The sequence below is a fragment of the Monashia sp. NPDC004114 genome (assembly GCF_053603855.1).
This window is the reverse complement of the sequence record NZ_JBSGGK010000022.1, coordinates 15,880-38,808: the sequence shown is the minus strand read 5'-3', so window position 1 is coordinate 38,808 and position 22,929 is coordinate 15,880. Positions and strand designations below refer to the sequence as shown.

At 70.5% G+C, this 22,929-nt stretch carries 22 protein-coding genes; 17 read left to right on the top strand and 5 right to left on the bottom strand.

The genetic code is table 11. The features are described from left to right. Positions 1-17 precede the first annotated feature (17 nt). Entirely contained in the window at positions 18-1,598 is a 1,581-nt protein-coding gene (locus ACWEOW_RS21730) for an AAA family ATPase (protein ID WP_452271329.1), read from the bottom strand. A gap of 68 nt (positions 1,599-1,666) precedes the next feature. Here ACWEOW_RS21730 and dcd point away from each other — a divergent pair, with 68 nt between their 5' ends. Together dcd and ACWEOW_RS21720 are read left to right on the top strand one after the other, a co-directional pair. After that, entirely contained in the window at positions 1,667-2,245 is a 579-nt protein-coding gene (gene dcd / locus ACWEOW_RS21725) for a dCTP deaminase (RefSeq protein WP_452271328.1), read from the top strand. Then, positions 2,242-3,006 (top strand): serine aminopeptidase domain-containing protein, encoded by a 765-nt coding sequence (locus ACWEOW_RS21720; protein WP_452271327.1) that lies wholly within the window; start codon positions 2,242-2,244, stop codon positions 3,004-3,006. The genes dcd and ACWEOW_RS21720 overlap by 4 nt, the downstream gene beginning before the upstream one ends. 89 nt (positions 3,007-3,095) lie before the next feature. Here ACWEOW_RS21720 and ACWEOW_RS21715 read toward each other — a convergent pair whose 3' ends face one another. Continuing rightward, positions 3,096-4,544, bottom strand: coding sequence for an aromatic amino acid lyase (locus ACWEOW_RS21715; protein ID WP_452271326.1), 1,449 nt, complete (start codon positions 4,542-4,544; stop codon positions 3,096-3,098). Positions 4,545-4,754: 210 nt separating this feature from the next. Between ACWEOW_RS21715 and ACWEOW_RS21710 the strand changes: the two genes are divergently transcribed. From ACWEOW_RS21710 to ACWEOW_RS21690, 5 genes are read left to right on the top strand one after another with little or no spacing between them, the layout of a single operon-like run. Next, a complete protein-coding gene (locus ACWEOW_RS21710; protein WP_452271325.1) occupies positions 4,755-5,540 on the top strand; it encodes an IclR family transcriptional regulator in 786 nt (261 codons plus the stop codon). Then, positions 5,537-6,679 (top strand): ABC transporter ATP-binding protein, encoded by a 1,143-nt coding sequence (locus ACWEOW_RS21705; RefSeq protein WP_452271324.1) that lies wholly within the window; start codon positions 5,537-5,539, stop codon positions 6,677-6,679. The genes ACWEOW_RS21710 and ACWEOW_RS21705 overlap by 4 nt, the downstream gene beginning before the upstream one ends. Then, positions 6,679-7,320 carry an ABC transporter permease gene (locus ACWEOW_RS21700; protein WP_452271323.1) on the top strand — a complete coding sequence of 214 codons (642 nt, stop codon included), beginning with the start codon at positions 6,679-6,681 and terminating at the stop codon, positions 7,318-7,320. The genes ACWEOW_RS21705 and ACWEOW_RS21700 overlap by 1 nt, the downstream gene beginning before the upstream one ends. Next, positions 7,320-8,075, top strand: coding sequence for an ABC transporter permease (locus ACWEOW_RS21695; RefSeq protein WP_452271322.1), 756 nt, complete (start codon positions 7,320-7,322; stop codon positions 8,073-8,075). The genes ACWEOW_RS21700 and ACWEOW_RS21695 overlap by 1 nt, the downstream gene beginning before the upstream one ends. Positions 8,076-8,110: 35 nt before the next feature. Next, a complete protein-coding gene (locus tag ACWEOW_RS21690) occupies positions 8,111-9,040 on the top strand; it encodes an ABC transporter substrate-binding protein (protein ID WP_452271321.1) in 930 nt (309 codons plus the stop codon). Between the two features lie 42 nt (positions 9,041-9,082). Here ACWEOW_RS21690 and ACWEOW_RS21685 read toward each other — a convergent pair whose 3' ends face one another. After that, complete coding sequence (locus ACWEOW_RS21685) at positions 9,083-10,090, bottom strand: LacI family DNA-binding transcriptional regulator (RefSeq protein ID WP_452271320.1); 1,008 nt, start codon at positions 10,088-10,090, stop codon at positions 9,083-9,085. 104 nt (positions 10,091-10,194) lie between these two features. Between ACWEOW_RS21685 and ACWEOW_RS21680 the strand changes: the two genes are divergently transcribed. The 6 genes from ACWEOW_RS21680 to ACWEOW_RS21655 all read left to right on the top strand — a co-directional run bounded on the left by ACWEOW_RS21680 (position 10,195) and on the right by ACWEOW_RS21655 (position 14,752). Continuing rightward, entirely contained in the window at positions 10,195-11,205 is a 1,011-nt protein-coding gene (locus ACWEOW_RS21680) for an amidohydrolase family protein (protein WP_452271319.1), read from the top strand. Then, a complete protein-coding gene (locus ACWEOW_RS21675; RefSeq protein ID WP_452271318.1) occupies positions 11,202-11,801 on the top strand; it encodes a cysteine dioxygenase in 600 nt (199 codons plus the stop codon). Before ACWEOW_RS21680 ends, ACWEOW_RS21675 begins: the two co-directional genes overlap by 4 nt. Before the next feature lie 127 nt (positions 11,802-11,928). Beyond that, the gene (gene rpmG, locus ACWEOW_RS21670; RefSeq protein ID WP_452271317.1) at positions 11,929-12,096 is read left to right on the top strand and encodes a 50S ribosomal protein L33; all 168 of its coding nucleotides are present in this window, start codon (positions 11,929-11,931) and stop codon (positions 12,094-12,096) included. Positions 12,097-12,213: 117 nt separating this feature from the next. Further along, entirely contained in the window at positions 12,214-12,969 is a 756-nt protein-coding gene (locus tag ACWEOW_RS21665; protein ID WP_452271316.1) for an alpha/beta fold hydrolase, read from the top strand. 3 nt (positions 12,970-12,972) lie between these two features. Beyond that, positions 12,973-14,307, top strand: coding sequence for a cytochrome P450 (locus ACWEOW_RS21660; protein WP_452271315.1), 1,335 nt, complete (start codon positions 12,973-12,975; stop codon positions 14,305-14,307). A gap of 25 nt (positions 14,308-14,332) precedes the next feature. Then, positions 14,333-14,752, top strand: a complete 420-nt coding sequence (locus ACWEOW_RS21655) for an SRPBCC family protein (protein WP_452271314.1) — start codon at positions 14,333-14,335, stop codon at positions 14,750-14,752. 47 nt (positions 14,753-14,799) lie between these two features. Here the strand turns inward: ACWEOW_RS21655 and ACWEOW_RS21650 are convergent, their stop codons facing one another. Beyond that, on the bottom strand, positions 14,800-15,528 hold the full coding sequence (locus ACWEOW_RS21650) for a hypothetical protein (RefSeq protein ID WP_452271313.1): 729 nt from the start codon (positions 15,526-15,528) through the stop codon (positions 14,800-14,802). 300 nt (positions 15,529-15,828) lie between these two features. Between ACWEOW_RS21650 and ACWEOW_RS21645 the strand changes: the two genes are divergently transcribed. The 3 genes from ACWEOW_RS21645 (at position 15,829) to ACWEOW_RS21635 (ending at position 19,326) form a co-directional block, all read left to right on the top strand. Then, on the top strand, positions 15,829-17,052 hold the full coding sequence (locus ACWEOW_RS21645; RefSeq protein ID WP_452271312.1) for a GAF domain-containing protein: 1,224 nt from the start codon (positions 15,829-15,831) through the stop codon (positions 17,050-17,052). A gap of 278 nt (positions 17,053-17,330) precedes the next feature. Beyond that, complete coding sequence (gene exaC, locus ACWEOW_RS21640) at positions 17,331-18,854, top strand: acetaldehyde dehydrogenase ExaC (protein WP_452271311.1); 1,524 nt, start codon at positions 17,331-17,333, stop codon at positions 18,852-18,854. A gap of 25 nt (positions 18,855-18,879) precedes the next feature. Further along, entirely contained in the window at positions 18,880-19,326 is a 447-nt protein-coding gene (locus ACWEOW_RS21635; RefSeq protein WP_452271310.1) for a DUF779 domain-containing protein, read from the top strand. A 117-nt stretch (positions 19,327-19,443) separates the two neighbouring features. On the opposite strand, the gene ACWEOW_RS21630 is transcribed toward ACWEOW_RS21635, so the two are convergent. Beyond that, positions 19,444-21,513, bottom strand: a complete 2,070-nt coding sequence (locus ACWEOW_RS21630; protein WP_452271309.1) for a hypothetical protein — start codon at positions 21,511-21,513, stop codon at positions 19,444-19,446. A 345-nt stretch (positions 21,514-21,858) separates the two neighbouring features. Here ACWEOW_RS21630 and ACWEOW_RS21625 point away from each other — a divergent pair, with 345 nt between their 5' ends. Continuing rightward, a complete protein-coding gene (locus ACWEOW_RS21625; protein ID WP_452271308.1) occupies positions 21,859-22,896 on the top strand; it encodes a M36 family metallopeptidase in 1,038 nt (345 codons plus the stop codon). Positions 22,897-22,929 lie beyond the last annotated feature (33 nt).

The following is a 22,929-nucleotide window of genomic DNA, read 5'->3' as shown; positions in this document are numbered from 1 at the left end:
GAACCCGCTGACCCGCGTCAGGGCTCGGGTGACGGCATCTGGACGCCGGGAGGCGGGGGGCCGAACCAGCCGAACGACGTCGTGGCCCACCGACCCCTCGGCGGCCGGGTCAGCGGCCCGGGACCAATGGGTATGCCGTCCGGCTCGCCTGCCCAGCCGCCCGGCGGTCCGTCGGGACCCCAGCCGGCGATCCCGGCGCCGACACCGAGCAGGCTGCGGGTCAGCCGCTCGGTATCGGACAGCAGCTCGTCGAGGGCGAGGCCCAGATGGTCGTCGGCGGGCGGCTCGTCGGCGACGGCCGCGGCGAGCACGGCCCGCCGCACCAGCTCCTTGGCGAAGGACGCAGTGGTGCCCTCCGAGCGGGCCGCTGCCGCGGACCGGGCTTCGGCGCCGAAGAGGTGGCCGCCGTAGAGGTGCAGCAGGGCGAGCCGGCCCTGCAGGTCGGGCAGCGGGATCTCGGCGGCGAGGTCGACGCGGCCGGGCCGCTGGGCGAGCGCGACCTCGAGGTCCTCGACCCGGTTGGTCGTCAGGACGAAGGCGACGTCGGCGTCCGCGTCGAGCCCGTCGAGGGCGTCGAGCACCTCGAAGAGCAGTGGCGAGGTCCCCATCCCGAGCGACCGGTCCTCGGCGACGAGGTCACAGTCCTCGAGGACGACGATGGACGGCTGGTGCGCCCGCGCGATCTTGGCCGCCGCGTGGATATGACGCAGCGAGCCGCCGGAGAGCAGGACGACGGTCGACTCCGGAGCCGCGCCGACGAGGAACCGCACGGTGTGGGTCTTGCCGGTGCCGGGCGGGCCGTAGAGCAGGATGCCGCGCTTGAGGTGCTGACCGTGGGCGCGCAGGCGCTCACGATGGGCGCCCATGCCGATGACGTGGTTGCCGACCCGGTCGAGCATGCCGTCCGGCAGCACGACATCGGCGCGGTCGAGGGTGGGCCGCGCGAGGAAGGTGATCCCGGCCATGCCCATGCCGTACGGGTCCTCGGCGAGGGTGACGACCTTGCCGCGGATGACGCTGTGCTCGTCCATCAGCTGTCGCATCCGGGCGATGAGCGCCTCGCTCACCGCGTGCTCCGCTGCGATGACCTCGACCATGCCGGTCTCCCGGCCGTAGTGCGGGTTGCGGCCTTGGACCCTGACCACGACCGGCTGTCCGAGATGCGTGAAGAGCCGGATCCCCGACGTCACGACCTGCCGGCGGTCCTCGGGCCCGGGGCCGGTGTCCATCTGGAGGTAGTCGACCTGGCCGATGCGCACGGGCCCGTGACCGCCGAACTGCAGCAGGTCGCCGAGCGTCATGTGGTGGCGCATGTCGCCCGTGAGGCCGATGAGCCGCGCGTCCGGATTCTCATCGGCCAGCAGGGCGAGCGCGATGTCGGCGTCGACCCCGCGGTGGGGCGGCACGGCCTCGGTGACCACCGGCAGTCCCACGACGGGCACGCCAAGATGCTCCGAGAGCACCGGCTCGAGCGCTGCGCCGGGTGGCCCGTCGTCCGGCATGGTCTGCATCATCCGCTGCACGAGCCGCTGGAACTGGCGCGCCAGGTCGGTCACGCCATCGGTCTCGTCGTCCGTCCCGTCCGTCCCCGCTGTCATCGCCCCAACGTAGGGGCAGCCACCGACGTCGCGGAAGGTCGACGGGCGGGCGCGGTAGCCTCGACCCCGTGCTGCTCTCCGACAAGGACATCCGGTCCGAGGTCGACGCCGGCCGCGTCGTGCTCGACCCCTGGGACCCTGCGATGGTCCAGCCGTCGAGCATCGACGTGCGCCTCGACAAGTACTTCCGCCTGTTCGACAACCACAAGTACCCCTACATCGACCCGGCGGCGGAGCAGCCCGAGCTGACCCGGCTGGTCGAGGTGCAGTCCGAGGAGGACGTCTTCGTGCTGCACCCGGGCGAGTTCGTCCTCGGGTCCTCGCTCGAGACGGTGACGCTTCCCGACGACCTGGCGGCGCGGGTCGAGGGCAAGAGCTCGCTGGGCCGTCTCGGCCTGTTGACCCACGCGACGGCCGGGTTCGTGGACCCCGGTTTCTCGGGTCACGTGACGCTCGAGCTCTCCAACGTTGCGACCCTGCCGATCGTGCTCTACCCAGGCATGAAGATCGGGCAGCTCTGCTTCTTCCGACTCAGCTCGCCCGCCGAGAACCCGTACGGCTCAGCGGCATACGGCTCGCACTACCAGGGTCAGCGCGGGCCGACGGCCAGCCGGTCGTTCAAGAACTTCCACCGCACCAAGGTGTGAGCACGACGTCGTCCCCTGACCAGGCCTCAGCCGCAGCCCCTCCCGACGACCCGAGCCGGATGCCGTTGGCGGCCCTGTCGTGGGACGCTCGCCCCCAGCACGCCGGCGCCGTCGCGCTCGTCATGCACGGTGGCGCGATCGAGGGGTTCGAGCCGAACCACCCGTGGTCGCACAACGTCGCGCGGCTCGTGCCGTTCGCGAGGGCCCTGAAGAAGGTGCCAGGGCCGCTCGCGGTCGCCCGGCTGCGTTTCCGGGTCCGCGGCTGGAACGGCGAGTCGGCCATGCCTGTGGACGACGCGCGCTGGGCGCTCAGCCAGGTGCGGGCGACCTACCCCGGGGTGCCGATCGTCCTCGTGGGCCACTCGATGGGTGGCCGGGTGTCGATGCACGTCGGTGACGAGGAGGGCGTCCGCCTCGTGATCGGTCTCGCCCCGTGGATCGAGCCGAGCGACCCGGTGCCGTCCGACGGGCGCCGAACGGTGCTCATCCACGGTGACCGGGACATCATCTGCGGGCTGTCCCGCAGCCGCGAGCGGGTGGAGAAGATGCAGGCCGACGGCCTCGACGCGTCGCTCGTGCGCGTCGCGCGGTCGGATCACGCGATGCTCGTTCGCGCACACCTGTGGACGGTGCTCGTGACAGACATCGTGGCGGCCACGTTCGCGACCGAGCTCGGTGGGTCCGGCGAGCCGCGGTCCGGCCCCATCGGGGCGGTGGTCGCCCGCCTCGTGCACGGTGGCGGCGTCACGATCGACATCTGACGGCATACGAGCTGTGACGGGGCGCCCACTCGACTGTGAGGGGGCAAGCGCGCCCCCGAGCGCGCTCGGCCAGGAGGCAGGCGTGGGTCTCACGCGCCGTGGCGCGTCGCCTCCGCGGCGAGCTGGTCGACGATGCGGCCCGCCGCCTCGACGGCGGGGGCGAGGTCGTGGTCGTCGGGCTCGCCGGCAAGGTCCGAGCAGCGCTGCAACAGGTCTGCGAGCTCGCCGACGACGGGTTGGCCGGTCATCCCCAGCGCACGGACCGCGGTCACGAGCTCGAGGGCGATGAGCTGCCGGTAGGCGCCGGCAGCGTCGGCGAGCCGGGCAGCGGCTGCGCTGGCGTGGCTCGCGCCGTCCTCGACACCGGCGGAGACCGTCGCCCACTGCACCGACCGTGGGGCAGCAGCCGCATCACGCAGGAGCGCCATGGCCGAGGCGGCGTCGTACTCCAGGATGAGGAGGCCGGACGAGCCCGCCTCCGGTCCGGCGAGGAAACGCGGAAGACCGGTCGCGGGATCGGTCAGCAGGTGGGCGAGGCGCGAGGCGCCTGTGTGAGCCGAGCCGACCAGCGCCAGCAGGGCCGAGTCGACGGCGAGGGCGAGGTAGGCCTGGTGGAAGCCGCCATGATGGGCAACCTCGGGCGGGTCGTGGCGCACGACGGCCGGGTTCTCGCTGCCCGCGTTGACGAGCGCCTCCACGACGTCGCTCAGGTCGTTCAGACGGTCGACCAGCGGCCCGTGCACCTGCGGGAAGGTGCGCAGCCCGAAGAAGTCCTGCAGCTGGGCGGGCTCGCCGGCCTGCGGCTCCACGAGGCCGCGGACGGCGGCAGCCACGGCGACTGCGCCCGCGAACGGCGTCACGTGCTGCACCGCCGGGCCGAAGGCCTCCGGGTTGCCCCGCAGCGCCACGAAGGAGAGGGCGCAGACCTTCGTCGCGACGCCCGCGAGCCGCCAGATCTCCACGCAGCCGAGCGCCGCCTCCGCGAGGGTGAAGGCACTGCTCGACATGAGCGGCAGCGCGTCGGCCTCGTCGAAGTCGACCTCCGGACTCGTCGTCCCGTCGGCTCGTGGCCGCTCGCCGAGGAGGGTCAGGCCGACCTCGGCGAGGGCGGTCAGGTCCCCGGTCCCGATAGAGCCGCGACGGTGGATGACGGGCAGTTCGGCGTCGGTGCCTCTCGCCGCGACGACGAGGGCGTCGAGCAGAGCGGGGGTGGCCCCCGAGGCTCCGCAGAGCAGCTGGTTCACGCGGACGGCCAAGGCGCTGCGAACAGTCGCCGCGGGGAACGTGCCACCGAACCCCGCGGCGTGGCTGCGCAGGAGCGCTCGCCCGGGGTTGGCTGACGTGGTCGCCTGGTCGCGGTTCGCGCCGACCCCCGAGGTGCGGCCGTAGACGGGCCGCAGCCGGGCGGCCTCCCGAGCCGCTTGGGCACCCCGGCCCACCGCGTATGCCGCACCGGATTCGACGTCGAAGGACGTCCCGGCGCCGAGCGACTCGATGGCCTCGACGGTGAGGTTCCGGCCGGTCAGCGTGATGGTCATGTGCGGTCCTCGAGATCCTGGATGAGATTTCCTGCGCCAAAGGGTGTCGCGCGTGAGGTGTACTGTGCCAGACTGCCACTAGGCAGCAAGGGAATGCCACACAATGAAAGCCCTTGACCGTCCCAGGTCGACGTCCGGATCCACCGTCCAGAGCGACCGTCCCGAGAGACCAGCCAGACTCAGGCTCGAAGGCGCGACGAGGTGTCACCGATGACACGACCAGAGCAGTCCACCGCAGTGCGGCCCGCAGGCCGCCCTGAGCCAGGGCGAGCCGCCGCACATCCGGAGCCGAACGCCGACGCAGCGCGACCGTCGACGAGCGGCCCCTCATCAACCCGTTCTGTCGAGCGTGCGCTCGGGCTCCTCGCCCACGTGTGCGAGTCGGCGCCGACGAGCCTGTCCGAGTGTGCTCGGGCCGTCGGGCTGTCCCCGACGACCGCCCTGCGGCTCCTGCGCACTCTCGAGGTGCTCGACTTCGTGAGTCGCGACCCGGGAGGCGACTTCCATCCCGGAGCGCTCTCGTTCCGGTTCGGGGCTGCGGCCCTCGGGCGCAACCAGATGATCAAGGCGGCGGAGCCGGCACTGCAGCGGCTGTGCGCCCGCTGCGGCGAGTCGACCTATCTCGCCATCACGAGCGGTCCGGACCGGGCCGTCTACATCGCGATGGCAGAGGGTACGTACTCGATCCGACACGCCGGGTGGGTCGGGCGCACCGTCCCACTGGAGACCACGGCCATCGGCGCCGTCCTGCAGGGGCGCACGCCGGAATGGGGCTACGTGGTCGTGCGTTCGAGTGTTGAGGAGGACGTGACGGCCATCGCTGCTCCCATCACGTGGATCGGCGGCGTTGCGGGAGCCCTCAATGTCGTCGGTCCCTCCTATCGTCTAGACCCAGAACGAAGCCGTGACGTCGGCAAGGCCGTCGCCGCGGAGGCTCGAACGATCGCGCGCACCCTGTTCCCGACCCACGACACCAGTGAGGTGACCAGCCGATGATCAGTTTCGAGTCGGTGACCAAGGAGTACCCCGACGGCACCGTCGCCGTCGACGCGCTCAGCCTGACCGCGCCCACCGGAAAGATCACGGTTCTCGTCGGCCCGTCCGGCTGTGGCAAGACGACGTCGCTGCGCATGATCAACCGGATGATCGAGCCCACCAGCGGCCGGATCATGGTCGACGACCGTGACACGTCCTCCATGGACAGCGCCGAGCTGCGCCGCGGGATCGGCTACGTCATCCAGCACGCGGGCCTGTTCCCGCACAAGACCATCGTCGCGAACATCGCGACCGTCCCCCTGCTGCTCGGGTGGGACCGCGCGAAGGCGACGAGCCGGGCGCTCGAGCTGATGGACCGCGTCGGTCTGCCCCAGTCGTTCGCGAAGCGCTACCCGTCGCAGCTCTCCGGTGGTCAGCAGCAGCGAGTCGGGGTGGCTCGCGCGCTGGCGGCCGACCCGCCGGTGATGCTCATGGACGAGCCGTTCAGCGCGGTGGACCCGATCGTGCGCGACCAGCTCCAGGAGGAGTTCCTGCGGCTCCAGGGCGAGATCGGCAAGACGATCGTCTTCGTCACCCACGACATCGACGAGGCGATCAAGCTGGGCGACCAGGTGGCCGTGCTCCGGGTCGGTGGCAAGCTGGCCCAGCTCGCACCGCCGGAGGAGCTGCTGGCCCGCCCCGTCGACGACTTCGTCGCCGACTTCGTCGGGCGCGACCGCGGCTATCGCACGCTCGGCTTCCGCAGCGCGCCGTTCCCCACCATGTCCGAGCCGACCACCCGCCTCGGCGCGTCGGAGGCGGAGGTCCGCGCGGTCACCAGCGACCCGTGGGTGCTCGTGCTCGACGAGCAGCGGCGCCCGCTCGGATGGGTCGAGCAGGCAGGACTGCGCGGGCCCGTGACCACCGAGGCGCTGCACCGCGGAGGCACGGTCGGCTCGACCGAGGGCTCGCTGCGGCAGGCCCTCGACGCGGCCCTGTCCGCGCCCTCCGGCCGGGGCGTCATCGTCGGGCCGGACGGCGCCTTCGTGGGCACCGTCCGCGCTCGCGACCTCATCGAGCCCATCGAGGCGGCCGCGGTGAGCCAGCGCGAAGCGCCGACGCAGAGCGTCGCCGCCGTGTCGGAGGCCGGTGTCGACTGATGGACTGGTTCACCTCGCACATCGACGACGTGTGGGACCTGTTCGTCGAGCACGCTTACCTCGCCGGCGTCCCGCTGCTGCTCGGCCTGCTCATCGCCCTGCCCGTCGGCTGGCTGGCCCGCCGCTACTCGTGGCTCTACCCGCCGCTCATCATCGGCACCGGTCTGCTCTACACGCTGCCGTCGCTGGCCGTGTTCATCCTTCTTCCCGGCATCCTGCACACCCAGATCCTCGACCCGAACAACGTGCTCGTCGCCATGACGATCTACACGGTGGCGCTGCTCGTCCGGACGGTCGCCGACGGGCTCGGCGCGGTGCCTGACGACGTGCGGCTGGCCGCCAACGCGATGGGGTACCGCCCGGTCCGGCGGCTGCTCGGCGTCGAGCTGCCGCTGGCCGTGCCGGTCATCTCGGCCGGCCTGCGCGTGGCCGCAGTCAGCAACGTCAGCATCGTGAGCGTCGCCGCGATCATCGGGGTCGAGCAGCTCGGCTCGCTGTTCACCGACGGCTTCAACCGCGACTTCTTCGCACCGATCGTCACCGGCATCATCGCGTGCGGCGTGCTGTCGCTGCTCTTCGACGTCATCATCGTGGTCGTCACCTGGCTGCTCACCCCCTGGACCCGAGGGAGGACCGCCTGATGGTCAACGACATCATCAGCTGGCTCACGGACCCGGCCAACCGCGACGACATCGTCCAGCGGCTCTTCGAGCACATCCAGTACGTCTTCCTCGCGACGGGCATCGCGGCGATCATCGCGATCCCGGCCGGCATGTGGGTCGGCCACACCGGGCGCGGCAAGTTCGCCGTCGTCAACATCTCGGGCTTCGCCCGAGCCATCCCGACCCTTGGCCTGCTCTACTTCATCGTCCTGTGGCTGGGACCGAGCCTTTCGGGCGATCTCGCGTTCCTGCTCCCGAGCCTCATCGTCCTCATCGTGCTGGCGATCCCCCCGATCCTTGCGGGCACGTATGCCGGGATCGACGAGGTCGACCCCGCGGCCCGGGATGCCGCGCGCGGGATGGGGATGCGCGGGTGGCAGGTGCTGTTCAAGGTCGAGGTGCCGTGCGCGCTCCCGCTGATCTTCTCGGGACTGCGCTCGGCCCTGCTACAGGTCGTCGCCACGGCGACCATCGCCGCCACGGCGGGTCTCGGCGGGCTCGGCCGCTTCCTCATCGACGGGCTCGCCGTCCGCGACTACCCCCAGATGGCATCCGGAGCCGTGCTCGTCGCGGCGCTGGCGCTCGCCATCGACCTGGTGGCCGCCGTCATCCAGCGGCTTGTCGTCTCACGCGGAGTCACCGGTAGGTTCCGTTCGGGCCGTGGTCGTGCCGCGGCTCGGTCCACATCAGACTCACTCACGACCACGACCGTCACGGTCGGCACGGTCAACTGATCCCTTTGGTCAGCGCCCACAGGAAAGAGAAGAGTATGAAGCACAGCAAGACGGTTCTCACGTCGGTCTCGGCACTGGCTCTGGCCGGTCTCGCGGCTTGCGGCTCGAGCGGTGGGGGGAGCCCCCTGGACCAGCCCACCAACGCCGGCTCACCAGCGGCGAGCGGCACCGTCACGGTGGGCTCGGCCAACTTCCCCGAGTCCGAGCTGCTCATGAACATCTACGCAAAGGCACTCGAGGCCAAGGGTGTCAAGGTCGAGACCAAGCCCAACATCGGCAGCCGTGAGACCTACATCCCGGCCCTGCAGGACGGCTCCATCGACCTCGTCCCGGAGTACACCGGTGTTCTCGACCAGTACTTCAACAAGTCCGCCAAGGCGACCGACTCCCAGGCCGTCTACGACGAGCTCAAGGCGGCCCTCCCGACGGGTCTCACGGTGCTCGACAAGTCGGCGGCGGAGGACAAGGACGCCGTGGTCGTCACGAAGGACACCGCGACCAAGTACAACCTCTCGTCCATCGCCGACCTCGGACCAGCCGCCAAGGACCTCGTCCTCGGTGGCCCGCCGGAGTGGAAGACCCGAGAGACCGGCGTGCCGGGTCTCAAGAAGATCTACGGCCTGACCTTCAAGGAGTTCAAGCCGCTCGACGCGGGAGGCCCCCTCACCGTCCAGGCCCTCAAGAACGGTCAGGTCCAGGCCGCCAACCTGTTCACCACCGACCCGAACATCCCGGCGAACGGCTTCGTCGTGCTCCAGGACCCGAAGTTCCTCTTCGCGGCACAGAACGTCGTCCCGCTCATGACCAAGTCGAAGGTCAACGACACCGTCTCCTCCGCCCTCAACGCCGTGTCGGCCAAGCTCGACACCACCACGCTGGCGGGGCTCGTCAAGGAGGTCGTCATCGACAAGAAGGACGCCGACGAGGTCGCGACCGAGTTCCTCAAGAGCGCCGGACTGAGCTGAGCGCACAGCCGGCCACCCCTGCTCGGCTCGACGGCCCCTCCCTCACGACGGGGGAGGGGCCGTCGAGCCGCGCGGGACCGGGACGGGGCTGATCACCAGCCTCCGGCTCTTGCCTCGCCCCTCGATCGCCTTCAGCGTGCGGCTGACGACCGCCTCGACCAGCTCACCCATGGGCCAGCGGTAGGTCGTCAGCGCCGGGTGCAACAGGCGAGACACGGGAGTGTCGTCGTACCCGATGACGGACACGTCGTCCGGGATCCTCAGGCCGAGCTCGGCTGCGGCCGAGTAGACCCCCCAGGCCATCGAGTCGGCGAGGCCGAAGAAGGCCGTCGGGGCATCGGGCGACCTCAACACCTCCGTGGCCACATCGCTGGCCGAGTCGAGGTCGTAGGCGCACGTGTGCAGACTGACCCGAATGCCCAGCTCGCGGCTGACCTGCCGGGCGACGTCCTCCGCGGGCCGGTCGGGGGTGTGCAGGTCGTTGGGTGAGAGCACGGCGATATGCCGGTGGCCCAGGTCGGCGAGGCGGATGAGGCCATCGCGCACCCCGAAGTCGTTGTCGTAGACGATCTGGGCGGCCGGCGCGGCGCCGGGGAGCGCGTCGCCGACCGCGATGACCGCCACGGCGTCAGAGATGTCACGCCAGTGCTTCTCGGCCGGGTCGATCGGCATCACGATGATGGCGTCGACCCGCTGGTTGACCATCCGTCTGGCCTCAGCAAGCTGGTGCTCGGGATCCGAGCCCCCGTCGACGATGATCGCGCGAAGCCCCACCTCGGGCAGGGCGGAGACGAGCGCGGCAGCGACCGCCTGTTGCCAGCTGTCGTGCAACGAGCCGCACAGCAGCCCGACGGTGTCGGTCCGACCCGAGGCGAGGGCGCGGGCGATGGGGTTGACCTCATAACCCAGCCGGTCGGCGGCCTCGCGCACCCGCACCTGGGTCTCCTCCGGCACCTGGAGGCCTCGCAGCGCGTACGAGACGGCTGCGACCGACAGGCCCGTCTCGCGAGCGATGTCGCTCAGGGTCGGTCGCCGCTCTCGGTCGTTCACGGGGACAACGTATCCGAGACGGCGGACACCAGCTCTTGACTACACCTCACTTAAGCGGTTCACTGAAGGGATTCAGTGAATCGCTTAACCGGATTGAGGACGTGATGGGCTTAGGGCTTTTCGGCACGGCAGACCCCGGTCCCACCGACCGTCCGGGAGCCGTGGCGCACCTGCTCGAGGCCTCCGGTGGCGGCACTGATGAGGGGCGCACGATCGACGTCCACGGCCACCTGTGGCCCCAGCAGCTCGTCGAGGCCCTGCGCCGGCGCCGCACTGCCCCTCGGCTGGACGGCTGGGTCCTGCACCTGGACGGCGAGGCCCCGTTCCAGGTCGACCCCGACGACCACGACCCCGACCTGCGAGCGCGCCTCGAACCGGCCGGCCGCCTCGCCCTGGTGTCACTGTCCTCGCCGCTCGACATCGAGACGCTGCCGGGCGAAGAGGCCGCGCCGCTGCTCGAGGCCTGGCACGAGGGCGCGGCCCTGCTGCCGGAGCCGTTCGCGGCGTGGGCGTCGGTCACGCTCGTCGACCCAGACCTGCAGCAGCTGAAGCATCACCTGCAGACCGGCTTCGTCGGGCTCCAGGTCCCGGCAACCTGGCTCGCGACTCCCCACCTGCTCGAGACGCTGGCGCCGACGCTCGCAGTCTGCGAGGCCGAGAACCGCCCGGTCCTGGTCCATCCCGGACCGGTCGCCCAGACCGATGCCCACCAGGCAGCGCGGTTGCCGGCCTGGTGGGCGCCAGTCGTCGACTACACGGCCCAGATGCAAGCCGCCTGGTGGTCGTGGCACGAGGCTGGTCGACCGCTGCTGCCGGAGCTTCGGATCTGCTTCGCGGCCGGCGCGGGCCTGGCGCCCGTGCACCACGAGCGGCTCGTCGCGCGAGGGGGAGCGGTCCGCCGCATCGACCCCGACGTCTTCGTCGAGACGTCGTCATACGGACGGCAGGCCGTCGACGCCCTCACCCGGGCGCTCGGCATCGACGCCATCGTCCTCGGCAGCGACCGGCCCTACTGCGAGCCGATCGATGGCGAGGGACTCGCAATGGGTCGCGCCGCCGCCGGCTCCATCCAGCTCACCAACCCACGTCGACTTCTCCTGGGAGGCACCCCATGACGACAACCGCTCCCGGCGCACTCGCCGAGACCTCCGGTCCGCGACCCGACGGACTTCCGGCACAGGCCGCCGTACGGCACGAGGACGTGGCGTCCGGCGTGACGCTCGAGCACCTGCCCTCGCGCGACCTCGAGCCCGCCGAGCTGCTCGAGCTCGTGACCTCGGTCGCCCGCGACCGCTCACTGTGGGCCGAGCACGTCGCGTTCAGTGACGACCAGCGCCACTACGTCTCGTTGCACCGCGATGCGCACGTCGATGTCTGGGTGCTCTGCTGGACCCCCGCCAACGACACGGGCTGGCACGACCATGACATCTCGTGCGGGGCCGTCGCCGTCGCGCAGGGTGCCCTCGTCGAGCACAACCTCACGGTCGGGGTGCCGCTGGCACACACCGATGTCGAGGCGGGGCTCGCCTACTCGTTCGGGGCGGAGCACATCCACCGCCTCACCGGTCGCGATGCCGGGTCCGTCTCGATCCATGCCTACTCGCCCCCGCTCTGGCGCATGGGGCAGTACGTCCTCACGCCGAGTGGCGTGCTGCGGCGCACCTCGGTGTCCTACGCCGACGAGCTGCGCCCACTGGACGACATCGTCTGAGCCGGGTGCCGCCGGGCGCCGCCGGGTGCCGTTCACGCCTCATCCCCGGGAATGCCGGCATGTCGAGAATGGTTCTCATCCACGGTGGGCGTCCGGCCCACCGCAGATGACACCCCGAGGAGCTTCAATGGCCAAGCGCAACGACCTGCGCCCCGTCGTCACGCTTCGCTCGACCGCCGGCACCGGCTACAGCTACGTGACTCGCAAGAACCGCAGGAGCGACCCCGACCGGCTCGTGCTGCGCAAGTTCGACCCGGTGGCGGGCACCCACGTGGACTTCCGCGAGACCCGCTGAACGGCATACGCCTCGAGTGGCCACTTCCGCACCCCCGCGGGAGTGGCCACTCGTCGTTCGTGCAGCCAACTGGCCTAGGCTCGGCGAGAGCGACTGCATCGTCTGCAAAGGAGCGACATGAGCATTCCGCACCGCGTCGTCGGGCACGGCCCGCGCACCGTCTTCGTCTCCCACGGGTGGTTCGGGTCGTCCGAGGGCTGGGGCTTGTTCCCCACCTTCCTCGACGGTGAGGCATTCACCTACGTCTTCACCGACATCCGCGGCTACGGTGGGCGCAAGCACGAGTCCGGCGACCAGTCGGCCGACGAGATCGCCGACGACATCATCGCCCTCGCCAACGAGCTGGGCGTCGACCGGTTCTCCCTCATCGGGCACTCGATGAGCGGCACCTTCATCCAGCGGGTGCTGGCCAAGGCGCCCGAGCGCGTCGAGGCGCTGGTGGGCATCGCCCCGGTGGGCTGCACGCCGTTCCCCTTCGACGACGCCGGCCGCGACCTCTTCTGGGGCGCGCCCGACAGCCGCGACAACCGCTACGCGATCATCGACATCACCACGGGCAACCGCAACACGCCCGTCTGGCTCAACTGGATGACGGACTTCTCGCTCGCGACCTCGACCCGAGACGCCTTCGCCAACGTCCTCGAGGCGTGGGCGAACCCGGACTTCGCCGACGACGTCAGCGGCAGCGAGCTCCCGGTGCTCCTCGTCGTCGGCGAGCACGACCCCGCCCTCAGCAAGACGTACGTCGAGCAGTGCTGGGTGCCGTACTACCCGAACGCCAGGGTCGAGGTCATCGCGAACGCCGGCCACTACCCGATGTTCGAGGCACCCGTGAACCTCGCGACGGTGATCGAGTCGTTCCTCAAGGGCTGAGACGTGCGCCTCGAGGAGGCGACGAGGCTGCTGCACGACCCCGCCACGTATGTCGAGGACGTGCCGTATGCCGTGCTCGCGGACCTGCGCCGCGAGCACGGCGTCGTCCGGGTCGAGGAGCCCGAGCAGGCCGGCTGGCCGGAGGGCCCGGGCTACTGGCTCGTGCTGCGTCACGCGGACGTGACGCGGGTGCTGCGTGACCCGGCGACCTTCTCCTCGCAGCTGGGTGGCACGCAGATCCGCGACCCGGCGACAGCCGCAGACCTGACGTTCGTTCGCCGGATGATGCTCAACCTGGACCCGCCCGAGCACTCGCGGATCCGGCGGATGCTCGCGCGGTCGTTCACGCCCCGGGCTGTCGCGGCGCTGGAGGGTCAGATCCGGACCCATGCCTCGGCGATCGTCGACCGCATGCTCGACGGGCCCAGCGAGTGCGACTTCGCCAAGGACGTCGCTGCCGACCTGCCCCTTCTAGCGCTCGCCGACATCCTCGGGGTGCCGGCGCAGGACCGGTGGCTGTTGTTCGACTGGTCGAACCGCGTCATCGGGTGGCAGGACCCGGACTATGCCGTCAGCGCCGCCTTCGACGACGTCGGCGGCGGCTCGGACCTCGCGGCGGTGGCCACGGCGCTCCGTCCCGCGCCCGATGCCGACGGGCGCATGCCGGACCCGCGGAGCCGCTCCGGCATGCCCGACCTCTACGCGTATGCCGCTGCGCTGGGCGAGCGGAAGCGTGCGGACCCCGGCGACGACGTCATGTCGATCCTCATGGCGCAGCGCGACGACTCCGCGGGCGGCGCCGGTCACGTGACCATCGAGGAGTTCGAGAACCTCTTCTGGCTCTTCGCGGTGGCGGGCAACGAGACGCTGCGCAACGGCATACCGGGCGGCATGATCGCGCTCCTGCGCCACCCGGAGGCCCAGCGGGCGCTGCGAGACGACCCGTCCGGCATACCCACCGCGGTGGAGGAGATGCTGCGGTGGTGGACGCCGGTCATGGTGTTCCGGCGGACGGCGACGACGGCGACCGAGGTCGGCGGACAGGCGATCTCGGCGGGGGACAAGGTCGTCGTGTCGTTCGCGTCGGCGAACCGTGACGAGGCCGTCTTCGACCGTCCCGACGACTTCGACGTCACCCGGGACGCGGGGGCGCACCTCGCCTTCGGGCACGGCCCGCACTTCTGCCTCGGTGCACACCTGGCGCGGGTGCAGCTGCGGGCCCTGTTCGCCGAGGTGCTGGCGCGCACCTCGTGGCTCGAGCCGGCGGGCGACCCGGCCTTGCTGCGGTCGAACTTCCAGCGCGGCGTCAAGCGGCTCCCGGTTCGCTGGCAGCACTGACACCGGTGGCTGGCAGGGTGGACCCATGGTCGAGCCATTGGTCATCGAGAGGTCGTATGCCGCCCCACCCAGTCGCGTCTGGGAGGCGTGGACGCGCGCCGACGAGCTCGCGCAGTGGTACTGCCCCAACCCTGCGCTGAGCACCACGGCGCGGCTGGACGTTCAGCCAGGCGGTCGTCACGAGGTCGACATGGGAGCGGGGTTCGCGCTGCGCGGGGTCTACTCCGCAGTCGTCGAGCCGGCCGTCCTGGCCCACACGTGGGGTTTCATCGGAGGGCACGAGACACACGTCGACGTGCGCTTCGCGGCCGACGGCGACGGCGGCACCCGGGTGACCCTGACGCACGACGGGTTCGAGGACGACGAGGAGCGCGAGGGCATCGAGCAGGGCTGGGGCCTGACTCTCACCCGGCTCCAGGGCATCGTCGAGCCCGGTAGCGCCTGACCGGCGCTACCGGGGTGGTGGAATGGCTCGGTAGCTGACCGTGTCGGTCAGAGCCGGGCGGGGCGCTTCACCTCGGCACGGTCCTCGACGACGGGCGCGGCCTGCTGCGTCCACGGCGCCACGACGGTGACCTGCTCCTCCTCGAGCGGCACGAAGGTCTTGACGACGTCGATGCCGTCGCGAACCATGCGCACGAGACGGTCCTCGGTGTCGTCGATGCACGCGCGGGCGACGCCGTCGACGGCGAGCGCGACGATCTTGGCGGCGTTGGCCGGCCGCACTGCCGCGGCATTGAAGCCCATGCGTGCCAAATGGATTCGTGCCCAGCGCTCGGCGGCCGGCGCGGTGGAGAGCGCCTTGCGGGAGGCTTCGGACAGCTGCCCGTGGGAGTGCCCGTCACGCTCGGCGAGCACGCCTTCGGCGTTGAGGATCGCCAGCGCCATGACGTTCTGGCGCTCCTCGGCCGCGACCGGGATGGCCGCCCGTGCCGACGCCAGGATCAAGGCGACCGCGACGCGCTCGTCGTCCGGGTTGAGGCCGACGACCTCGGGGATCATCATCACCAGACGCTGACGGTTCGCTTCGTCGAGCATGTCGTTGACGCACCGCGCGAGCGTCGCGAGGACGGGATGCGTGCAGTTGGGGTGGTCGCTCCAACGCTCACCGGCCAGGAAGGACGCCATCTCCATGAAGCACGCGCCCTTGCGAGCGTTGCGGTGGCGGCCGCGAGAAAGTACCGGCACTCCGTCGGGCACGTAGGGGGCTCGTCGTGACATTCGTCGCTCCTCGGAACTGTTCCCTGATGATCCTGTGGGCGGTCTCCTTCATGGTGCGCCTGAATCGGGCCGTTGACCACCCCTTTCACGTAAGGCCACCTCAGTTTCAGGAGGGCCTCACCCTCGCCGTACCCGCTGACGTGCCTTGTGTGCGGCATGTGTCCTGCCTTGTGGTGCCTGTGCAGGCGCCGCGTCGGGTAGCGGGCGGTGTGTGAGCGCTGTGCGAGCGCTGTGCCGCGCGGTGTGCCGGTGGTCACTGGGCCTGTCGGATGCGGCCGGCGTGCGTGCACAATCGGGCTCATGGCCGAGGTGAACGGCATCCGGGCCCACGTGGCGGACTCGTGGGTGCGCTCTGCGGCGGCCGGCGTGCAGGTCGACGCCGTCGACGCCCCGATCACGCTGCCCACCGACGCGCTGCGGGACTACCGCGAGGCTCATCCGCTGGCGCGGGTGTTCCCGCTGCTCGACGACGTCCTCGGCCAGGCGGCCCGCGACTGCGACGCGGTCATGGCCGTGTCGGACTCTGCCGGTCAGCTGCTCTGGGTGTGCGGCTCGCCGAGCATCCTGCGCCGCGCGGAGTCGATCGGCTTCGTCGAGGGCAGCAACTGGGACGAGCGCCTCGCCGGCACGAACGCTCCGGGCGTGGCCCTGCGCCTCGACGGCCCGGTCAACGTCGTGGGTGCCGAGCACTTCCGCCGGTCCGTGCAGCGGTGGAGCTGCGCCGCGACGACGATCCACGACCCGTCCGACCAGAGCATCCTCGGCGTCCTCGACATCACGGGTGGTGAGGAGATCGTGGTGCCGCAGACCATGGCCATGGTCCGGGCCGCGGCCCGGATGGCCGAGTCGGAGCTCGCCCGGGAGCTGCTGGTCCGCGGGCCGGCCGGGGTCACCGGGGCCGAGCCGTCCGCGGGACGAAGCCTCTCGGTCCTCATCGAGGCGCTGGGTCGCAACGACGCACTGCTGACGGTCGACGACGGGCGTGGCCACCGCCAGACGCTTCGCCTGAGCCCGCGGCACAGCGAGATCCTGCTCCTGCTCGCCTCCGCCCCGCGCGGGCTGTCAGGCGACGAGCTGGCCGTGCTGCTCTACGAGGAGGACAGCAGCGCGTCCACCCTTCGGGTCGAGCTCGGGCGACTGCGGTCCCTGCTCGGGGACGACCTGCTGGCCTCACGGCCCTATCGACTGGCGGCCGAGCTCTCCGGCGACTGGCTCGCCGTCGAGGCTGCGCTCGCTGCCGGTGACGTGGCCGGTGCCATGCGGGCCTATCGCGGGCCGCTGCTGCCGCGCTCGACCGCGCCCGGCGTGGCCCGGCTGCGGGACAGCATCGAGGGCACCCTGCGCCGGGCCCTGCTCCGCAGCGGCCGGGCCGACCTCATGTCGGCGTGGACCCGCTCGGCGTCCGGCGCCGATGACTACGAGATGTGGCAGGCCCAGGCGGCCCTGCTCGGTCCTGCATCGGCGCTGCTGCCGCTCGTCCAGAACCAGCTGAACCGCCTCGACCGCGAGCTCGGCACCCCCTGACCGAGCCCGACCCGAGCAACCGACCCGGCATACCGGACCAACTCGCCGACCCGGCATACCCGAGCAACCCGCCGACCCGGCATACCCCCCGAGCCCCGCAACACACCGAGCAGTCGCAAACTCCTCCGGAAATAACCGTCAAGGTTCGCGGATTCTCGGTGTGTTGCCGGGGGCAGCCGGTGGACGCAACGTGGTTGCAACGTTGCGCTCCCTAGCGTCGCCTTCAACCTCGACGGACCGAACCGCCGGGCAACCACCAAGGACGCTGGGAGACCACCATGACCGTCTACGCACCACCCGGCTCGCCGGACTCGCTCGTCACCGTGCTCGACCGCTACGGCCACTTCATCGGCGGCAACTGGGTCGACCCGAAGAAGGGCCTCTGGTTCGAGGACATCTCGCCCGTCAACGGCAAGCCCTTCACCGAGATCGCGCGCGGCACAGAAGAGGACATCGAGGCTGCCCTCGATGCAGCCCATGCCGCGGCACCCGCCTGGGGCCGTACCCCGCTCGGCGAGCGCTCGCTCATCCTCAACCGCATCGCCGACCGCATCGAGGCGAACCTCGAGGCGCTGGCCGTCGCCGAGACCTGGGAGAACGGCAAGGCCGTGCGCGAGACGCTCGCCGCCGACCTGCCCCTCGCCGTCGACCACTTCCGCTACTTCGCCGGGGTGCTGCGCGGCCAGGAGGGCTCGAGCAGCGAGATCGACGAGAACACCGTCGCCTACCACTTCCACGAGCCGCTGGGCGTCGTCGGCCAGATCATCCCGTGGAACTTCCCGATCCTCATGGCTGTGTGGAAGCTCGCGCCGGCGCTGGCCGCCGGCAACGCGGTCGTGCTCAAGCCCGCCGAGCAGACGCCGTGGTCCATCCTCAAGGTCATCGAGCTCATCGGCGACCTGCTGCCCGCAGGCGTCGTCAACGTCGTCAACGGCTTCGGCGTCGAGGCCGGCAAGCCGCTCGCGTCGTCGCCGCGCATCGCGAAGATCGCCTTCACGGGTGAGACGACGACGGGCCGCCTGATCATGCAGTACGCATCGCAGAACATCATCCCCGTCACGCTCGAGCTGGGAGGCAAGAGCCCGAACGTCTTCTTCGAGGACGTCGCGAGCGAGCGGGATGCCTTCTACGACAAGGCCCTCGAGGGATTCACGATGTTCGCCCTCAACCAGGGCGAGGTCTGCACCTGCCCGTCGCGCGCGCTCGTGCAGAGCTCGATCTACTCCGACTTCGTGCCCGACGCCGTCGCGCGCGTCGAGAAGATCAAGCAGGGCAACCCGCTCGACACCGACACGACGATGGGCGCCCAGGCGAGCAACGACCAACTGGAGAAGATCCTCTCCTACCTCGACATCGGCCGTCAGGAGGGCGCGAAGGTCCTCACCGGCGGTGAGCGCAACGTGCTCGACGGCGACCTCGCCGAGGGCTACTACGTCGCGCCGACCGTCTTCGAGGGCAGGAACTCCATGCGCATCTTCCAGGAGGAGATCTTCGGTCCGGTCGTCTCGCTCACGAGCTTCGAGGACGAGGCCGACGCGCTCGCCATCAGCAACGACACGCTCTACGGCCTCGGTGCCGGCGTGTGGACCCGCGACGGCTCGCGCGCGTACCGGATGGGCCGCGGCATCAAGGCCGGCCGGGTCTGGACCAACTGCTACCACCAGTACCCGGCGCACGCCGCGTTCGGCGGCTACAAGCAGTCGGGCATCGGCCGCGAGAACCACAAGATGATGCTCGACCACTACCAGCAGACGAAGAACCTGCTCGTGTCCTACTCCCCGGACGCGCTCGGCTTCTTCTGACCGGGTGGTGCCCCAGGTGGACGACGTGTCCCCCCAAGCCGGTCGTTCCGGTGAGCCAACGGCTTCCCCCAGCCGGGTCGACCTCACCGGTGAGGCGGCGGACCTGCTCCGCCGCCTCACCGGGATCCACGGGCCGCTGATGTTCCACCAGTCGGGTGGCTGCTGCGACGGCAGCTCGCCGATGTGCTACCCGGCCGGTGACTTCATCACCAGCGAGGCGGACGTTCACCTCGGCGACCTCGCGGTCGACGGGCTCGACGAGCCGGTTGCCTTCTGGATGTCCGTCTTGCAGTACGAGTACTGGAGGCACACCCACCTGACCGTGGATGTCGTCCGCGGCAGGGGGAGCGGCTTCTCGGTCGAGGCGCCCGAAGGCGTCCGCTTCCTCATCCGGTCACGACTGCTCACCGACGACGAGCTCGCGACCTTCGCGATCGACCCGCCGAGCGTCGGCAGTATGCCGTCCGGCTGAGGAGCCGGAGGTATGCCGTCCGGCTGAGCATGCCCGAAGGGCCGGCTTCCCTGGTACTACCGGGGAAGCCGGCCCTTCGGTGTGCGAGGCGCAGCGGTCAGCCCGGACGTCGTGACGTCACGGGACGAAGCTGCTCACGAAGGTGGACCAGTTGGCCAGCGCCGTGCGAGTGCCGGGGCCATGGTTCGCCCCACCGCAGGTGCCGAGCAGGTTGTCACCCGTGCCGCCGAAGAAGGGTCCGCCCCATGCGGCGTAGTCGCACGCGCCACCGATGTACTCGCTGGCGAGCCAGACGCGGGTGCCGTCGACCGACGCCGCGCCGTAGTCGCCCCAGCGGGTGCGGATCGGGCTTCCGACCTGGGACTTGTAGCTGGTGAACCCGTCGGCCGTGGCCTGCCCTTCTCCGCCTGGGACGATGCCCCAGGCGCCGACGCCTGCGACGCCGTCGATCGGGGCGTAGGCCGCGCTCGGGAAGGTGTGGTCACCGGTGGCGGTGAAGGCCATGACGCCTCGACCGCTGGACGTGACGCCGATGGCCGGGTAGGTGAAGTCCTTCCCCGAGGCACCGAGGTAGCCGCCGAGCGAGAGCTTCGGCGCGAAGCCGCTGCTGCCGCCGGGCTTGACCACGTACCACGCGACGCCGGCGCGGGTCGCGCCGTTCATCGTGAGGGCCGTGTCGAGGGCCCCCCACAGCTTGCCGTTGGCGTAGGTGACCTGCTGCATGCGGGTGTCGTTGGAGTCGGGCGTGGACACGACCTCGTTGTGCGCCGGCTCCGCCCCGAAGAGGAGCTTCCAGCAGCCCATGCCGGCGATGGTCGGGGTCGTTGTGTTGTTGATGCAGGTGCCCTGCGGTGTAGCCGTGGTGGGCGCAGATCCGCTGCCGGGCTGCTGCTGCTTGGGCGGCAGCGCATAGAGGCCGACATCGACGAGCTTGTTGCTCACCTGGATGTTCGCGTTCGGCGTGTTGAGCGAGGCAGTGTTCGTCATCGCCCAGGCCACGAGCTGCCTCGACGTGTAGTCCCCGCCGGTGCCGGTGATCGGGCGCTTCGCCTCGTCCGCTGCGTTGGAGCTGAGGGCGAACTCGGTGCCGTTGCTGTCGAGGCTGAACGAGCTCGTCCCCGGCGACTGGGCGGGCCACACCGTGAAGCCCGGCTGCGTCGCGCCGGCCTGGCTCGGTGCATTGACCATGCCCCAGGTGTCGATGTGCTGCATCGTGACGTTCGCGGCGCCCGCTGCCAGCTGGGCCTTGGACAGCGCGTAGATCTGAGCGCCGTTGAAGCCGTTGCCCTCCCACGGGTAGGCGTTGGTCGTCAGGTACACCCCGTTGGCGTCCGCCCCGATGTGCGGGTAGTCGCCCAGGCACGGGCATTCGTTGCCCTCCCCGGGGTTGTGGGAGCCGTCGTTCGTCACATCGAGCTTGTAGATGTTCCAGCTGCCGGTCGGGTTGGATGTCTGCGAGACCGCAAGGTCGAGGTGGTTGACGTGGTTCAGGGCCCCGCTCTCGTTGCGGTCGAGGGTCAGCACGACGAGGAAGAACCGCTGGGTGGCCGTGTCGTAGATGCAGGTCGGGTCGGTGATCTCCGGTCCGAGAGCCCCTGTGGAGCGGTTGACGGCGGCCGGGTAGCCGTAGAACGAGTTGAGGTCGACGGCGTGGTGCACGTTCCTCGGGAAGCCGCCGACGATGTTGGTCGCCGTGTTGTCGGGCAGGAGCGAGTTCCCATTGGTGTCATAGACATTCATGACATCGTTGACCGCTTCGACGACGTAGCCGCCGCCCGCGCACATGCCTTGGTCCGGTGGCTCGATGCTGAACTGGTTACCACCACGGGAGTACCGCTGCTGGTAGTGGTTCAGGCCCTCGAACCCGTTCACGAAGGTCGGGTTCGACTTCGCCTTGGTGCTGCTGGGGACCGTGATGCCGTTGCCGGCCTTGTGCCCCTGCGAGAGCGTCCGGTTCGCAACGGTCCCGGGTTGGGCGTCGGGGCCGTCCTCCGGCTCGTCGGCGGGGAACTCCGGTCCCTGGTCACCGGACGCGAACGCGCCCGTCACGGGGGACGAGGTGCCGGCGAGGGCGAGCGACTGTGACGCTGCCTCCGCCGTGACGGTCGGCAGCGCGAACGCAGCCAGAACGAGGGCCGGTGCCGTCATGGCACCGATGCGCGCTAGGTGGGCGCGGCGTAACACCATGTGGGTGTCCTTTCGAGGTTGAGCCAGCACCAGGGCAAGCGGGCGCGGTGGTCAGGGAACCCTGGGTCTGGCGTGCCAGACCTGTGTGATGGGGCCGACCGACCGCGTGCTATCGGCGTCGCCGTGAGCCGGGTCGTCCTCAGCGCCCACCCTCTCATCGGACAGGCGCTCGCGCAGGCCGAACGCACGTGCCAATTCGACTCGTGCGGGCCGCTGCTCGCGCGACAGATGAGACAGATCGGATCGCAAGCCGCGTAACACGCACGGCACCTGTACCGCACGTCGCGTAAACCGCACAGCGCATAAACCCCACGGCCGGCGACCTTCGGGGCAAGGATGGGCCGCATGACCACACGTCTCACCATCTGCGGCATCGCTGCCGCCGCATCGCTGGCGATCGCCGCGGTCGCCTCCGTCCCCGCGCAGGGAGCGCCGGCCCCGTATACCAACACCGCCGCCGGCACCGTGTTCCTCCCGAACCCCGTGCAGGACCTCGGGATCGAGTCGCTCACCGACGCCAAGGACGCCGACTACGCGGCGCTCGCACCGGCATACCACCGGGTGACCCTCACCGACCTCGACGGCTCCGGCACCCTCACGGGGGCGTGGGCGCGCGTGAAGAGCTCGACGGGCAAGCCCGCGGCCGCGGTGAACGGGGCCTTCCCGGCATACCACCGTGACGTCGACCAGTTCGAGCAGGTGATGGGCTACTTCTGGGTGACCACGGCGCAGCGGTACCTGCAGCATCTCGGCTTCGGCAGCACGCTGCGGCCCGTCAACCAGCGGCAGATCGAGGTGCGGATCGACCAGTTCGGCGGCGACAACTCGTTCTTCCGCGACGACAAGGCGAACATCACGCTGGGCAAGGGCGGGGTCGACGACGCCGAGGACGCCGAGGTCATCGTCCACGAGTACGGCCACTCGGTGCAGGACGGCCAGGTGCCCGGGTTCGGCACGAACCTCGAGTCGGGCGCGATCGGCGAGGCGTTCGGCGACTACCTCGCGGTGGTGGTGACCAGCTGGGCCGCGGGAGCGCCGACGAAGACTCCCGAGGCCTGCGTTGCCGACTGGGACTCGACGTCGTACACGCGGACCGTGCCGCACTGCCTGCGCCGTCTCGACGGCACGAAGGTCTACCCGACCGACCTGGTCGGCGAGGTCCACGCTGACGGCGAGATCTGGTCCCGCGCCCTGTGGGACATCCGCGGTGCGCTCGGCGACACGAAGGCGACCACGCTCATCGTCGACGCGCAGTTCGACTTCGCCGTCGACACGTCGTTCCACGATGCCGCCGTCGCGACAGTGGCGTCCGCGCAGCACCTCTACGGCAACTCGGCCGCCAAGGCCGTCACCAAGGCCTTCCACGACCGCGGCATCCTCTGAGCCGACGCTGGACGCATAGAGGTTCGGGGCCGG